At 67.0% G+C, this 14,257-nt stretch carries 10 protein-coding genes; 4 read left to right on the plus strand and 6 right to left on the minus strand.

The genetic code is table 11. From position 1 onward, the window contains the following. Window positions 1-5: 5 nt before the first annotated feature. From VF167_16830 to pgm, 5 genes are all read right to left on the minus strand, one after another. Entirely contained in the window at window positions 6-1,178 is a 1,173-nt protein-coding gene (locus VF167_16830; protein ID HEX6927091.1) for a DUF4350 domain-containing protein, read from the minus strand. Further along, window positions 1,171-1,812 (minus strand): DUF4129 domain-containing protein, encoded by a 642-nt coding sequence (locus VF167_16835; protein HEX6927092.1) that lies wholly within the window; start codon window positions 1,810-1,812, stop codon window positions 1,171-1,173. The genes VF167_16830 and VF167_16835 overlap by 8 nt, the downstream gene beginning before the upstream one ends. Window positions 1,813-1,976: 164 nt before the next feature. Continuing rightward, window positions 1,977-2,882, minus strand: coding sequence for a hypothetical protein (locus VF167_16840; protein ID HEX6927093.1), 906 nt, complete (start codon window positions 2,880-2,882; stop codon window positions 1,977-1,979). A 73-nt stretch (window positions 2,883-2,955) separates the two neighbouring features. Next, on the minus strand, window positions 2,956-3,465 hold the full coding sequence (locus VF167_16845) for an OsmC family protein (GenBank protein HEX6927094.1): 510 nt from the start codon (window positions 3,463-3,465) through the stop codon (window positions 2,956-2,958). Window position 3,466: 1 nt separating this feature from the next. Beyond that, window positions 3,467-5,107, minus strand: a complete 1,641-nt coding sequence (gene pgm / locus VF167_16850; GenBank protein HEX6927095.1) for a phosphoglucomutase (alpha-D-glucose-1,6-bisphosphate-dependent) — start codon at window positions 5,105-5,107, stop codon at window positions 3,467-3,469. Window positions 5,108-5,224: 117 nt separating this feature from the next. Here pgm and VF167_16855 point away from each other — a divergent pair, with 117 nt between their 5' ends. Together VF167_16855 and VF167_16860 are read left to right on the plus strand one after the other, a co-directional pair. Continuing rightward, window positions 5,225-8,056 (plus strand): glycoside hydrolase family 2 TIM barrel-domain containing protein, encoded by a 2,832-nt coding sequence (locus tag VF167_16855; GenBank protein ID HEX6927096.1) that lies wholly within the window; start codon window positions 5,225-5,227, stop codon window positions 8,054-8,056. 154 nt (window positions 8,057-8,210) lie between these two features. After that, window positions 8,211-9,023 carry a hypothetical protein gene (locus VF167_16860; GenBank protein HEX6927097.1) on the plus strand — a complete coding sequence of 271 codons (813 nt, stop codon included), beginning with the start codon at window positions 8,211-8,213 and terminating at the stop codon, window positions 9,021-9,023. Window positions 9,024-9,039: 16 nt separating this feature from the next. On the opposite strand, the gene VF167_16865 is transcribed toward VF167_16860, so the two are convergent. Next, window positions 9,040-11,496, minus strand: a complete 2,457-nt coding sequence (locus VF167_16865) for a PAS domain S-box protein (protein ID HEX6927098.1) — start codon at window positions 11,494-11,496, stop codon at window positions 9,040-9,042. A gap of 796 nt (window positions 11,497-12,292) precedes the next feature. On the opposite strand from VF167_16865, the gene VF167_16870 reads away from it, so the two are divergent. Both VF167_16870 and VF167_16875 read left to right on the plus strand, forming a co-directional pair. Continuing rightward, a complete protein-coding gene (locus tag VF167_16870) occupies window positions 12,293-13,843 on the plus strand; it encodes a TolC family protein (protein HEX6927099.1) in 1,551 nt (516 codons plus the stop codon). A gap of 23 nt (window positions 13,844-13,866) precedes the next feature. Then, window positions 13,867-14,256 (plus strand): BlaI/MecI/CopY family transcriptional regulator, encoded by a 390-nt coding sequence (locus VF167_16875; protein ID HEX6927100.1) that lies wholly within the window; start codon window positions 13,867-13,869, stop codon window positions 14,254-14,256. The last annotated feature ends 1 nt before the right edge of the window (window position 14,257 follow it).

Consider the following 14,257-nt stretch of genomic DNA (forward strand, 5'->3'; position numbering starts at 1 on the left):
CGTCGTCACGTTCGCCTCTTCTCCGCAATCAGCTCGTCCAGCCGAGCCGCCAGGGTGGTCAAGTTCTCTTCCTTCTGCGCCGAGTGGGTGCCCTTCCGGGAGCTCACGAGTCCGCTCGACAATTCGCTCGGCGCCTCCGAAGGGAGACTCCGTAGCACGCGCTCGACGTCAAGGGGTCCGGGGTGCGCGGCGCCGAGTCGGCGCGCCGCCCCGGCCAGCAGCAGGTGCCTCGCCCGGCCACGAGCTCCGCCGGCTTCGTAGGCCCGCGCGAGGGCGTGGAGATGCTCCAGCGGCGAGCGGCGACGCGGGGGTGCCGGCGCCTCCGCCGAGCCGAAGCGTGCGCCGAGCAGGAGCAGCAGCAGCCCGCCGACGAGCAGGAGCTGCACGGTCATCCAGCCCGCAGGTTGGCGGGCGAGGAAGGATATCAGCGCGCCGGCAGGGCTTCCGCCACCGCGGAAGCCGTGGTGATACTCGTCGAACTGCAGCTCCTGCCCTCCTGCCGTGAGCTCGCGGGCCAAGCGGGCGAAGAGCAGGGCAGCACCGCTCTCCCGCAGCGCCCGATTGGAGAGTGGCTCCGTATCGCTCCAGGCGAAAATTTCCCCATCCCTCCGCGTCATCCGCACTACGGCCACCCGTTCGGCGTCGATGCGGAGCAGCGCCTGCGCGCCCTCCCGGAACGCTTTTGCGCTGTCCGGGAAAGCGAAGCGGAAGCCGCGAACGCTGTCGATCCCTGCCGTCTGAGGTGCCGCGACCGTCACGGAAGCGGTGCGCAGTGTCGACAGCGGCAGAGTATCCGGGGAAGCTCTGCCGAGCGAAAGCCCCAGGGCCGCGAGCAGCGGGTCCCCTGGCGACGGGGCGTAGATCAAGCGGCCGCCGTCCTCGACCCACGCGAGGAGAGCGCGGGCCTCGAGCGGCGTGAGCTCGTCGGTCGGCCGCAGGATGACCATCGCTTCCGGCAGCGGATCCCCCTCGACCAGGGGACTCAGCCTGCGCTCTGCGGGGATCCCGAGCTCCTGCAGCATCAGGAAGAGAGCGAGGGTCCCGCGAGGAGTGGCGCGAAAGCTGGTGGGACGGGGATCGAGATTGCTGCGGCCATCCCGGTCCGAGGTGAGGAGCGCCAGCACCAGCGCCGCCCCGAGCAACAGCGCCACGCCTCGCCAGCTCGAACGCTCACCCATGGTCGACTGCATGCTCGGGCGCCGAGCTGGCAAGGTCGCGCAGCTTTCCGAAGTCGCTCTCGTCGGCCGGGCGGGCTCCGAAGGCCACCGGTTCGAACCCCCGCAGGAACCGATCGAGTAGTCGGCCCGCCTGCGGGTCGCGTCGGCTCTCCCGGCGGTAGTCTCCGGGCGTCTTCGAAGGATCTAGATGGACTGTTCCGCGTGCGGCCAGTCTGCTCAGCAGGCCGTGATACAGCGCGAAGGCAGCGTCCCGCCATCGCCCCGCCGCGGCCAGGGAAGACGCGAGCGCCTCCCACTCCGCCGCGCTCGCCGGAGGGGCAGCCAGTTGGGATCGCGCTTCTTGCGGCCCGCGACCATCCTTCCGTGCCCCCGCGTGCGAAATCACCCGCAGCAGCAGATGCCCCGCCAGCGCTCCGAAGCCGACAGCGACGAGCACGAAGAGCGCCAGACCCTCGCCCTCGCGGAGTTGGAAGGAGGGGAGGAGGTCCCGCAGCAGGTCGACCAGCGAGCGCAGTGCGCGGCCGATCAGCTCCCGGAGCGGCGAGGCGGACCGTTCGGTGAACTCTGGACGGGAGAAGACCCGTTCCAGCGCCCCTTGAACTTCCTGCGGGGTCTGCCACCACACTGCCATCATCCGGTCACCGGTCAGGCCGCGGAACCGCGTTCGTTACTGCTGGCCGCCGCCCGAGCTCCGCTGCCGTCAGGCACCTGGCCATCCGGTCACCGCATCGAGCCACGACCGAGCAGCGGACGAGCGGGTAACACAAGGACAGGTAGCGCACAGCCACACCCCGTCGCTCAACTGAGGGCCGGCTCCGACGGCTGATCGAGCGCTTCTGCGACCAGATCGATGTCGTAGCCTTCCGTCCGGACCCGGCGGTCGAAGTAGAGCAGGGTGAAGCATCCGACCATGAACGGCGTGGTCAACGCGGTGCAGACGACGGTGACCAGCTGCTGGAGGACCACCTGGCCGGGGCTCAAAGCGGCGGCCGACTCGACGTCCCACATCGCGCCCCCGATCCCGACCAGGAAGGAGATTCCAACCAGCGGAAGGATCGCGATGATGCTGCTCACGATCACCAGCCCGAGGATTCGAAGCCGCGCCCCGCGGGCGAGCCGATCGGAGCGCCGCAGCGAAGCCCACACCCCCAGGTCCTCCACCACCATGGCGGGAATAACCGCGAAGAAGCTGGCCAGGACCACCACCGCGACCAGGAACGCCACCAGTGACAGGATCGCAAGGACGAACCCCGCAGCGGTGTCGCCCATGTTCATGCTCGCGAGCAGGAGCGCCGCCAGAGCGAGGACGAGCGCCACCGCTATCAGCAGGACGAGGCCGGCGAGCATGATGACCAGGCCTGCCCCGGCCATTCTGGGGAGGACGCGCAGCGACCGCGCGTAGCCGTCGCGGACCGAAGTTTCTTCGTCGCGAAGCTGCCGTGCGGTCTGCCGCGTCAGCGCACCCCATACCAGGCTCCAGAGCAGCGCGCTCAAAACGACCGCCGCCATCATACTCCCCGCCGCGGAAGGGTCGGCCGCGGCTGAATCTTCCGAGATCACCGCTGCCTCCATCATCCGACCGGCCAGCGCCAGGGGAATGGCCGCCAGCAGCGAGGTCGTGAAGAGGGTGGTGAAGTCGCGCCGGTAGAGCGTGAACGCTCCGTCGAGCAACTCGCCGAACGCAAGGGGACGCAGTGATGGCACGGATTCAAGCTCCGTCGTACGGGGGAAACTGAAGGAGGGCTCCGACCGGCCTACCTCCCGCTGGGAACCGCGGTCAACGAGCCGGCGAGGCTTCCAGGTTCACCTTCACGCCGCCCTGAAGAGTCTGCAGAACCACGCAGTAGCGCTCCGTCAGCTTCAGCAGGGTCGCCAGCTGGGCCGCGTCGGCGGAGGTGTCGAGCTCGGCGCTCAATCGAATCGCAACGAAGCCCACCGGCGCATCGCGCGCTACGCCCAGCGTGCCGCGGAAGTCGAGGTCGCCCTCGGCTCGAATCGTCCCGGAGAGGAGGTCGACGCCGATGGCCGTCGCCACCGCCTTCATCGTCACGCCGGCGCACGCCACCAGCGCCTCCAGAAGCATATCGCCCGAGCAGGCCAGCTCGCCCGTGCCTCCTGTGGCCGGGTGCAAACCCGCTTCGACGAGCGACCGACCAGTCTCCACACGGCAGGAGAGGTTCTCGCCGAGGCGCCCCTCTGCGCGCAGCGTCACCAGTCCTGCCGCCGGATCCTCCCGGTAGCGATCCTTCAGGGGCGCCTGGATGGCCCGGAGTTCTTCCGCGTCCACGTCAACCCCGCAGCGCGGCGCTCACGATCTCCCTTGCTTCCTCCTGGATGCGCCTCAGGTGATCGGGTCCTCGGAAGCTCTCCGCGTAGATTTTGTACACGTCCTCCGTGCCGGAGGGGCGAGCGGCGAACCAGCCGTTGGCGGTCACCACCTTCAGCCCGCCGATCGGGGCGTTATTTCCCGATGCGCGGGTCAGCTTGGCCACGATCGGATCCCCCGCCAGCTCGTGGGCGGTGACCATCTCCGGCGAGAGCCGAGACAGCCGGGCTTTTTCTTCGCGCGTGGCGGGGGCGTCGATCCGCTCGTAGACGGGGGATCCGAAGCGCTCCTCCAGCGCGCGATAGTGCTCACCCGGGTGCCGGCCGGTAACGGCGGTGATCTCCGCGGCGAGCAAGGAGAGGAGAATGCCGTCCTTGTCGGTCGTCCAGACCGTGCCGTTGCGGCGGAGGAACGAAGCGCCGGCGCTCTCCTCTCCCCCAAAGCCGATGGAGCCATCGAGCAGGCCGGGAACGAACCACTTGAATCCAACCGGAACCTCGTCCAGCCGGCGACCGAGATCCTCGGCTACCCGGTCGATCATGGAGCTGGAGACCAGGGTCTTGCCGACACCGGCCGACGCCGGCCAATCGGGGCGATTGCCGTAGAGATAGTGGATCGCTACGGCGAGGTAGTGGTTCGGGTTCAGGAGCCCGTCGGGCGTGACGATCCCGTGGCGGTCAGCGTCGGGGTCGTTCCCGAAGGCGATGTCGAAGCGATCCTTCAGGTCGATGAGGCCGGCCATGGCGTCGGGCGAGGAGCAGTCCATTCGGATCTTCCCGTCCCGATCCACCCGCATGAAGGAGAAAGCCGGGTCGATGGCCCGGTTGGTTACCTCGATCTTCAGGCCGTAACGCTCGGCAATAGGGTCCCAGTACGACAGGCTGGAGCCGCCCAGCGGATCAGCCCCGATACGCAGTCCTTCCGCCGCCACCGCCTCCAGGTTCAGCACCTCGCCGAGCTCCGCGACGTAGGAGCCTACATAGTCGTGGCGGTGCGTGCGCGACGAGGCGAGCGCCTCCGACAAGCGAACCCGCTTCACCCCTCTGAGATCTGATTCGAGCAGCTCGTTCGCCCTCTTTTCGATGACCGCCGTCGTGGAAGTATCGGCCGGACCGCCGGTCGGTGGATTGTACTTGATCCCCCCATCCTGAGGCGGATTGTGCGAGGGTGTGATCACCACCCCGTCCGCCCTTCCCCTATTGCCGCCGCGATTGTGGATCAGGATGGCGTGTGAGACGGCGGGAGTAGGCGTGTAACCGAGCTCCCGATCCACAACCAGGTCCACGTCGTTCGCGGCGAAGACCTCGAGCGCCGTGGTGAACGCCGCTTCGGAGAGGGCGTGCGTGTCCATCGCCAGGTACAGGGGCCCGTCGATCCCCTCAGCCTTACGGTACTCGGCGATCGCCTGACAGGTGGCCAGGATGTGGTCCTCGTTGAAGCTGCTCTCCAGCGAGGTGCCGCGGTGTCCCGAGGTCCCGAAGGTCACGCGCTGCCCGGGTTGCGAGGGGTCCGGCGGGCTCGTGTAATAGCGACTCAGCAGGCGCGGCACATTGATCAGGAGCTCCCGAGGAGCGGGCTTGCCCGCGAGCGGGTGACGGGACATGGCTGTTGTAGCAGCAAGGTGGCGGGTTGTAGATTCGCGCGAACGGCGGCCTGCATCGAAGCGCGCTCGACAACGCTCGCTCGGCGTAGACCCTACCACCCAACCTTTCTCCTGTCCATGCGAAAGACAAGTCAGTGGATCGACCTGCGGCTGGCACGTGCCGCGTCTCTGGCAACCTTCGTCGCGCTGGCGGCGGTCGCGGGTCCGGCGGCGAGTCAGGACGCAAGCCAGGACATTCCTCTCCCGGAGCACCCGCGACCGGATCTCCAGCGACCGGACTGGGTGAACCTGAACGGCGCCTGGAACTTCCAGTTCGACCCGTCGGATGCCGGGCAGGACCAGGGATGGCCCTCCCGAGGTCTGCCGACACCGCGCCGGATCACGGTTCCTTTCGGCTGGGGATCTCCGCTCTCGGGAGTGCCGGATAGCGCGGACATCGGGTGGTACGAGCGAACCATCCGCGTCCCGGAGGACTGGAGCGGGCAGCGCGTCTTCCTGGTGGTGGGTGCGGCGGACTGGCACACGACCGCCTGGCTCGACGGTGAGCTGCTGGGGACCCACCAGGGCGGCTATGTTCCCTTCGAGTTCGAGCTGACGCCCCACCTGCGACCCGGGGAGGAGCAGCGCCTCGTCCTCCGCATCGACGACGCGGCGCGCGAGTTCAAGCTCGAGGGGAAGCAGGGCTACGGCAACGTGCGCGGCATCTGGCAAACCCCCTACCTGGAAGCCCGCGGCAGCACCCCGATCCGCAGCATTCATTTCTCTCCTGACATCCACGAGAGCCGCGTACAGGTCGAGGCGACGCTGCTGGAGCCCGCCTCCGCGGCCGGTACTCTCACGCTCGAGTTCGCCGACTCGTCCGTTTCCTCGGTCACCCAGCGGGTTCGGGCCGGCGAGCAGGTCGTTCGCTTCTCCGTCCCCATCCCCGATGCGCACCTCTGGTCGCTCGACGACCCGTATCTCTACGAGGTGACCGCCCGGCTCGCCGCGGGGGGAGCGGAGGACGAGTTGCACACCTACTTCGGTATGCGCGAGATCTCGGTGGTCGACCTCCCCGGCACCGACTACCGCTACGTTGCCATCAACGGCGAGCCCATCTACCTGCAGCTGACGCTGGACCAGGCCTACCACCCCGAGGGTTACTACACCTTCCCGAGCGACGAATTCGTGCGGAATGAGGTGTTGCGCGCCCGCCAGATCGGACTGAACGGCCTGCGTGTGCACATCAAGGTGCCGCTGACCCGGAAGCTCTACTGGGCGGATCGCCTGGGAATGCTGATCATGGAGGACCTCCCTAACTCCTGGGGAGAGCCGGACGCCGATGCACGGACGGAGTCCGAGGCGACGCTGCGCGCGATGATCGAGCGCGACTACAACCATCCGTCCGTCTTCTCCTGGATTCTCTTCAACGAGACCTGGGGGCTCCGGCACCGGGACGGCGACCAGGAGGTCTACCGCCCGGAGACCAAGGAGTGGGTCGTCTCCATGGTCCGCCTCGCCAAGGATCTGGATCCCACGCGGCTGGTGGAGGACAACTCCGTCTGCTGCGGCGTCGGTCACACCGAGACAGACCTCAACACCTGGCACTCTTATCTCCCTGGTTGGGAGTGGGAGGAGCACCTGCGGATCATCAGCGACAGCACCTATCCGGGTTCAGGGTGGAACTTCGAGGATGGGTGGGAGCAGGCTCGCCAGCCCAACCTCAACAGCGAGTTCGGCAACGTCTGGGGATACGAGGGGTCCACCGGAGACGTGGATTACACCTGGGACTATCACCGGGCGATCGAGGCCTTCCGACGCCACCCGAAAGTCGCCGGGTGGCTCTACACCGAGCACCACGACGTCATCAACGAGTGGAACGGCTACTGGCGCTACGACCGCTCCGACAAGGTGACCGGACTCGACGAGCTGGTCCCGGGAATGTCGCTGCGCGACTTCCACTCGCCGATCTACGTCGCCATGGAGGGCCCGCTCAGCCGCGAAGTGCAGAGCGGGGAGACCGTGAGTGTACCGCTGCGTGCATCCTTCCTGACCGGCCACGACGGTTACGGGAATTCCCTCCGCCTCGTCACCGAGCTGTATTGGTGGGACGCTCTGGGGCGCCGACAGACGCAGGGCGCACAGTCGCGGACCATCCCGTACCGGCCGTGGATGATCGATGACCTGGAGCCCCTCTCGATCACCATGCCCGAGGGGCCTGCGGTGGCGGTGCTGACGCTGCGCATCGAGGACGCCGCCGGGGCGGTCCTGGGACGAAACTTTACCACCTTCGTGGTCAACGGTGAGACTCCCTCGACCATGCAGCTCGAGGGTGGACGAACCGGCCGTCTGGTCTCCTTCGAGCCAGCGAGCTTCACCGCGGCCGAATGGTCGCGCAAACAATGGAACGTGCTGGACGGCCTGAAGGTGAACGGGGCCGGATCGGGATTCTTCGAGTACCGGATCCCGTGGCCTTCCGGCCTCAGCGCGGACGGACTGCAATCGGTCACGTTCATCGCCGAGTTGGGGGCGAAGCAGCTGTTCGGCAAGGACCAGGAGGGCGCCGCCGCAATCGAGGGCGACTTCATGCGGGGCGAGGGGACTCACGATCCTAGCCGCAACCCGAATTCCTATCCGATGACCGATGAGACCCCGTTCCCCAGCGCGGTGACGCTGCGGGTGAACGGGGTCGTAGCGGGGACCGAAGAATTGCACGATGATGCCGCGGACCACCGCGGAATCCTCTCCTGGCATTCGCAGCTGCAGGACCGCAGGCTGCGGGAGGCGGGTTCCTACGGGCAACTGGTGAGGATCGCCCTGCCGCAGGAGGCGTTGCGGCGGGCGCAGCAGGCGGGTGAGTTGGTGCTGCGCCTGGAGGTGGACGAGGCCCTGCCGGGTGGGCTCGCCATCTACGGGCAACGCTTCGGCCGCTTCCCGCTCGACCCGACCCTGGTCTTCGTGGAACGCTGATTCCCTTTACCTCCTTCTTCCCGGCCGGGTGGGGCTCGACCTGGATCGACCCCACCCGGCCAGTTTACGTCGGAGGAGTGCAACCGTATCATTCCGCTGCCGATAATTCCCTTGCAGTCGTGATCTGCGGAACACCCAGGGTTTCCTTCTGCCCATGCTCCTCCAGCACGGCGGGGAGTCCGATTCCTCCGCCACCTTCTTCGAGCTCAACGAGGAGTTGAGCGCCGCGCGCCGGGCCCTGCTCCACTTCGCAGAGGCGGAGGGAGTGCTGGAGTCGGTGCTGACCGATCCCTCCTTCCCCGAAAATCGCTACTCCAGCATCGCAGGCGTGAGGGCGTTCGTTACCGTGAGCGAGCTGCTCCGCGTCGTGGCGCGCGCCCCGGAGCCGGAAGACGAGCGGCAGGACGAGGAGGCGACGGCCGTATACGCCTCCCTCCTCCAACTGGCGGAGGTCTTCGATATCCTCATCGACCAGCACTCGCTCGTGTACGGCGATGCCGTTGCCCTGGCCGAGGGAATGCAGGACGGCTGGCTGGCGATGGGGGGATGCCCGACGAGGGGTGCCTGCTTGGAGGATGCGGCGGGGGTGTGTGGGCGCATGCGAGAGAACCTGGCGCCGACCGGTACCCTGGTCGAACAACTCGAATCGCTACCCGCGGCCAGCCGTGAGCAGGCGGTCGCGCGGCTTCGCGAAGTGGAGGGAGAGCCGTGGATGCGCGAGGCGCGCTACCTCGCTCTCCGCGCGGTCGACGCCTGTGTCCCCGCCGACGCCCTGGACGGAAGGGTGGCGCGGGCGCTGGAGGGGCTGCGGCGTCCACCCGAGCACCTGACGAACGTCAACGACCGCGAGGCACTGAGCGTGGCGATGGGCGACGCGGTGCTGGCGAGCCTGGTGCGCGGGTGCTCGCGTGCCTTCGTCTCGGCCGCATTGGAGCGTCCCTTCGCGGCGCTCGCCCCGGTGCACTGATGTCTCAGCCCCCGGGTCACCTCTCCAGCGCGCTTCGCAGGGCGCGCTCCAGCTCCTCGGGAGCGAACGGCTTCGCCAGGAAGGCTTGCTGCTCCTTCTCGATCTCCCGCCGGAGGACCTGGTCGCTGTTGTAGCCCGAGGTGAAGAGCACGCAAAGACCCGGGAGAGCCGCCGACAGTCGCCGAGCCAGCTCTCGGCCGCTCATTCCCGGCAGTACCAGGTCCGTCACCAGAAGGTCGAAGCGCCGACCCTCCTCGAGGGCTTGCAGAGCCTCAGTCGGCGTCGAGGCGACGAATACCTCGTAGCCCAGCCGCCTCATCACCCGCTCGGCCAGCGTTCGCACGCCGCTGTCGTCCTCTACCAGGAGCACTCGTTCGGAGGGGGCGGCTATCGGCGGCGCCTCGCCTGCTACCACCACCGACCTGCTCGGCTTTCTGAGGCGGGGCAGGTAGATGCGGAAGACCGTTCCCTTCCCCGGCGTGCTCTCCACATCGATTCGGCCGCCCGAGCGCTTCACGATCCCGTAGACGACGGAGAGGCCGAGTCCGGTGCCCTTTCCGCCGGATTTGGTGGTGAAGAAGGGGTCGAAGATCTTCTCGCGCACCTCGGGCGTCATCCCCTCCCCCGTATCCTCCACCGAGAGGCACACATATTCGTCCGGGGGGAGGTCGCCTAGCCGCCGGGCGGCTTCAGCCCCCAGCCGGACGGGCGTGGTGCGGACCGACAGCTTGCCGCCCTGCGGCATGGCGTCCCGGGCATTGACGGCCAGATTGACCATCACCTGCTCGAGCTCACGACGGTCGGCGCGGACGTAGGTGGGTTCCGCGTGGAGGTCCAGCTCCAGCTCTATATCCTCCCCGATGAGCTGGGCGAGCATACGCTGTGTGTCCGCCATCACGCTCCCGAGTTCGACGATCTCCGGCTGACTCGCCTCCTTACTGCTGAAGGCCATCAGGCGCCCCGCAACCCCGGCGGCACGCCAGGCCGCCCGCGAGATCTCCTCGATGTCCGGGCGGAGAGGGTCGTGGGCCGGCAGCGTACGCAACGCGAGGTCGGCAAAGCCGGTGATCGTCGTCAGTGCGTTGTTGAACTCGTGCGCGACGCCGCCCGCCATGCGTCCCACGGCCTCCATCTTCTGCGCCCGGATGAGCTGCTCCTCCAGCGCCTTCCGGTCGGAGATATCCTGAATGACGGAGATGAGGTAGTCGGGTCGACCATCCTCCTTACGAACGACCGATCCGGTAACGCTCACCCAGATGACCCCGCCGGACTTGTGGACGTACCGCTTCTCAATCGTGTAGCTCTCGATCTCGCCGGCGAGTAGCCGCTGGGTCTGGGCTTCGTGCGCGTCGCGGTCGGCCGGGTAGGTGATGTCGCGGAAGGTGAGGCGTAGTAGCTCGTCTCTGGAGTACCCGACGATCTCGGCCAGCCGCCGGTTCACCCGCAGGAAGCGGCCCCCGAGCTCGATGTGTGAGATCCCCACGGCGGCCTGATCGAAAGTGGAGCGGAAGCGTCGCTCGCTCTCCGCAAGCGCTTCCTCGGCCACCTTTCGCGCGGTCACGTCGCGCACCAGCCATACCCCGCGATCATCCCCAATCGGCGAGACCGACCCCGCAAACCAGACCGTCCGCGGGCCGATCCGAAGTGGGTACTCGATGTCGACGCTGCAGCCCTCTCGCAGGGCGGTGGCGATCCAGCCCGCGAACCGGTCCGCTGTCTCAAGCGGAAAAACTTCGTGGATGGTTCGTCCGATGAGCTGGTCGCGAGCGAGGTAGTCCGCCGGGGCGGAGGTCTCCGCAATGCTGAGGAAGCGGCCCTCGGCATCGAACTCGACCATTACATAGTCGCTCGCCCGGACCAGCCTCTGCAGCGCCGCACTCGAAAGCTCCGCTTCCTCCCGCGCCCGCTCGGCGGTGGCGTAGCGAAGAGCGTGATCCAGGGCGGTGGCCGCTCGCGCCGCCAGCCCCAGCACGAGCTCGAAGTGACCCTGCTCGTAGGGCTCCTCACCTTGCGACCGGCCGATCAACATCGCTCCGATGACCCGGTCGCGGATGGAGAGCGGGGCAAAGATCAGCGAACGCGCGCCGGCGGCCCGAGCCAGTGGCAGGTATCCCGGCGGCAGCGCGGCCTCGTCCGCGAAATCGCTTCCCGGGGGGAGCAGGATCGGTTCGGGAGCGTCGATGATGTTCGCTTTGCCGGCTCGCGGCGGCGCGATCGGCGGGACGCGGCGGAGAGCGCGGTGCTTCTCCGGGTCGAGGTGCACGCTCTGCTCACGGCGAAGGCTGCCGTCCGGCTGCAGAAGATCGATCACCACGAAATCCGCCAGACCGGGCACGATCAGCTGGGCGACGGAAGTGAGCGTCTCTCTGAGATCCAGCGAGGAGGCGAGCAGGTCGCCCGCACTGAGCAGGAAGGCGAGCGTCTCCTCCCGGTGGTCGAGCCCGGGGAGCACCGCGGCGGGTCTGTCACTCATGTCTGAGCGATCGTGGAGGAACTTGATCTGTCTCTATCCGCGCTTACGCAAAATGAACACCGTTTAAGACTCTTTCGACATTGTGGCAACCCGCGCCTAGCGAACATGCGGCAACCCCACGGAGGCTTGCAGGCAGTCTCTGCATCCCCACCTGATCCCGTGCGCTGGCGCGCAAGGCCCCTTTTCACCCGGTCCTTCGCGCTCGATTGCGTGACGAAAAGCATCTCTACCCGGGAAGCGGAAACGCTAACCGGGTGTGATCCGTAGTCCCAGAAGATGGCGAGGTGAGCAACGCCGGCGTGCCGCACGGTATCGAATCGGGGTAGATGGGTTCAACCGTCGGGCGCGCCAGGCAATCGAACCCTCCCACCACCGACGACCCCATGCAGGCCGCATCCTCGAGGCCCATCGCGGGGCTCCTGCTATTTGCATTCACCGCCTGCGGCCACGCTACCGCGGACGGCGGGTGGCGCGACGAAGCGGGAGCTCAGGTCCAACACTCCGAGCAAGCTCGGACCGCAAGTGTCGGGATGTGGGGAAACGACGACGGCTGGAGCGTCATCGATGCGGTTCACCTCGGCTCGGCCGCGCCCGCAAGCCCAGAGCCGAGTCCTGCCGTCGTCGGGGGCGAGTGCAACCAGCGCAAGCCACCAAGAGTCACGGCAGGGCCTCTGAGCGCCGGCGGAACGGGCTGAGCGGGATCCAACCTTTTCCCGTGGCTTGACAGCCACCGTCTCCCGCCGCAATTTGGAGGTTACTGCAAATTTTTGTGCATACCCCCCCAAAAAACAATCCGATGAATCAGACGGTGCGCTCTCCCTTCGTACCCTCCCCTGCGCGTATCGCCGGGCTTCTCGTAGTTCTCGGGCTTTTCGTCGGCGCGGCCCCGCTCACCGCTCAGAGCGGAAAGAAGGTGAACCTCACGCTGGAGTCGGCGGTGCGGATGACGATCGACGACAGCTACCGCGTGCGGCGGCTGCGACTGGACGTGGAGCGCACGCGGAGCCTGCTCCAGGCGCAGCGCGCCGGCTTGAAGTCGCGGGTGTTCATGAACTTCCAGACGCCCGAATTCGAGCGCATCTCGGAGAGTAAGTGGAACTCGACCCTCGGGCGCAACGAGATCGTGCGTGAGCACTCACAGCGCTGGCAGTTCGATTTCTCCATCGAGCAGCCGGTCATCCTGTTCGGTTATCCGACCAACGGCTATCTGTCGCTCAACAACCGGGTCTACCGCTACACCCAGTTTGCGGAGGACGAGGACCAGGACGACGTCCGCTATTACAACCGGTACTTCGTGCAGTACCGACAGCCGTTCTTTCAACCGAACTACCTCAAGAACAACCTGGAGGAGGCGGAGCTGGACCTGGAGAGCTCCGAGCTGGCCTTCCAGGCGGACGCCGTCAGCATCATCCAAGACGTCGCCGACGCCTATTATGATCTCTTTCGCGTCGGCTATCAGCGCCTGATTCTGGCAGACCTCGTCGAGAATCTCGAGAACGCGGCTGCCATGGCGCGGGAACGGGTGGCTCTCGATTCGTCACTGGTGATCGAGGCCAATCAGGTGCAGGTTGCGCTGGCGAATGCCCGGGCCGAGCTCGAGCAGACGCAGAGCAACTACCGGCTGGAGTCCTCGCAGATGAAGCAGCGGCTTCGCCTGCCAGAAGAAGACTCGCTGGTGATCGATCTCGACCTCTCGGTGGTCCCGCTCGAGGTGGATCTGCAGGAGGCGATCAGCTACGGATTGAACCTGCGTCCCCAGCTGCGCAGGCTCGGCATCGACGAGCGACGCAACGAGATCTGGGCGCAGGAGGCCCGCGGCAACAACGGCTTCCGCCTCAACCTCGAGGTGACCTACGGTCGCGAGATGCAGGATCCCGTGCTGCGGGACCTCATGGACGACCCCAGCAACAGCTACACGGTCGGTGTCTCCGGATACGTGCCGATCTGGGACTGGGGTGCGCGTAGTGCCCGCGTCCAGGCTCAGCGGCTCAGCCTGGAACGTGTGAGGCTGTCGATCGAGGAAACGGAGGAGGCCATCCGTCGCGAGATCGGCAACGTCGTGCGCAACCTGGAGGAATACCAGCAGCGAGCGATCAACATGCAGGAGAACCTGGAGCTGGCTCGCCAGGTCTCGGCCATGAGCATGGCGCAGTACTCCGCCGGCCGCGGGACGATGCTAGACCTGGTCCAGGCCTTCGAGCGGCAGGCTGACACCGCCGAGAACTTCCTCGACGCTTTTCTTGGCTACCGGGAAGCGATCCTGGACCTGCAGGCGATCACCTACTATGACTTCGAGCACGACATGCCCGTGCTCGAACGTTTCCAGCTACAGGACAGCTCCACTTGAGCACGCCCCCTTCATCCGAATCGATGAGCGATCCGGTCCATCTCCACCTGAGCCGCCGCGAGAGCCAGATCATGGACGTGATCTACCAGCTCGGTGAGGCGAGCGTGGCGGAGGTGGTGGAGCGCATCCCCGATCAGCCGGGCTACAATACCGTCCGGAACACCATGGCGATCCTCGAGCGGAAGGGTCACTTGCGGCACCGGCGCGAAGGGCAGCGCTACCTGTACGCTCCGCGGGACCCGGTGGAGAACGCCAAGACCTCCGCCCTGCGTCACCTGCTGCACACCTTCTTTGACGGCTCCCTGCCGAAGGCCGTGGTCGCGCTGCTCAGCGCCTCCGATCAGAGGCTTACCGACAAGGAGCTGGACGAGATCGCCGAGTACATCGAGCGCGTTCGGCGGGGAGAGAAGTAGG

This window comes from Longimicrobiaceae bacterium (assembly GCA_036375715.1).
Lineage (GTDB): Bacteria > Gemmatimonadota > Gemmatimonadetes > Longimicrobiales > Longimicrobiaceae > DASVBS01.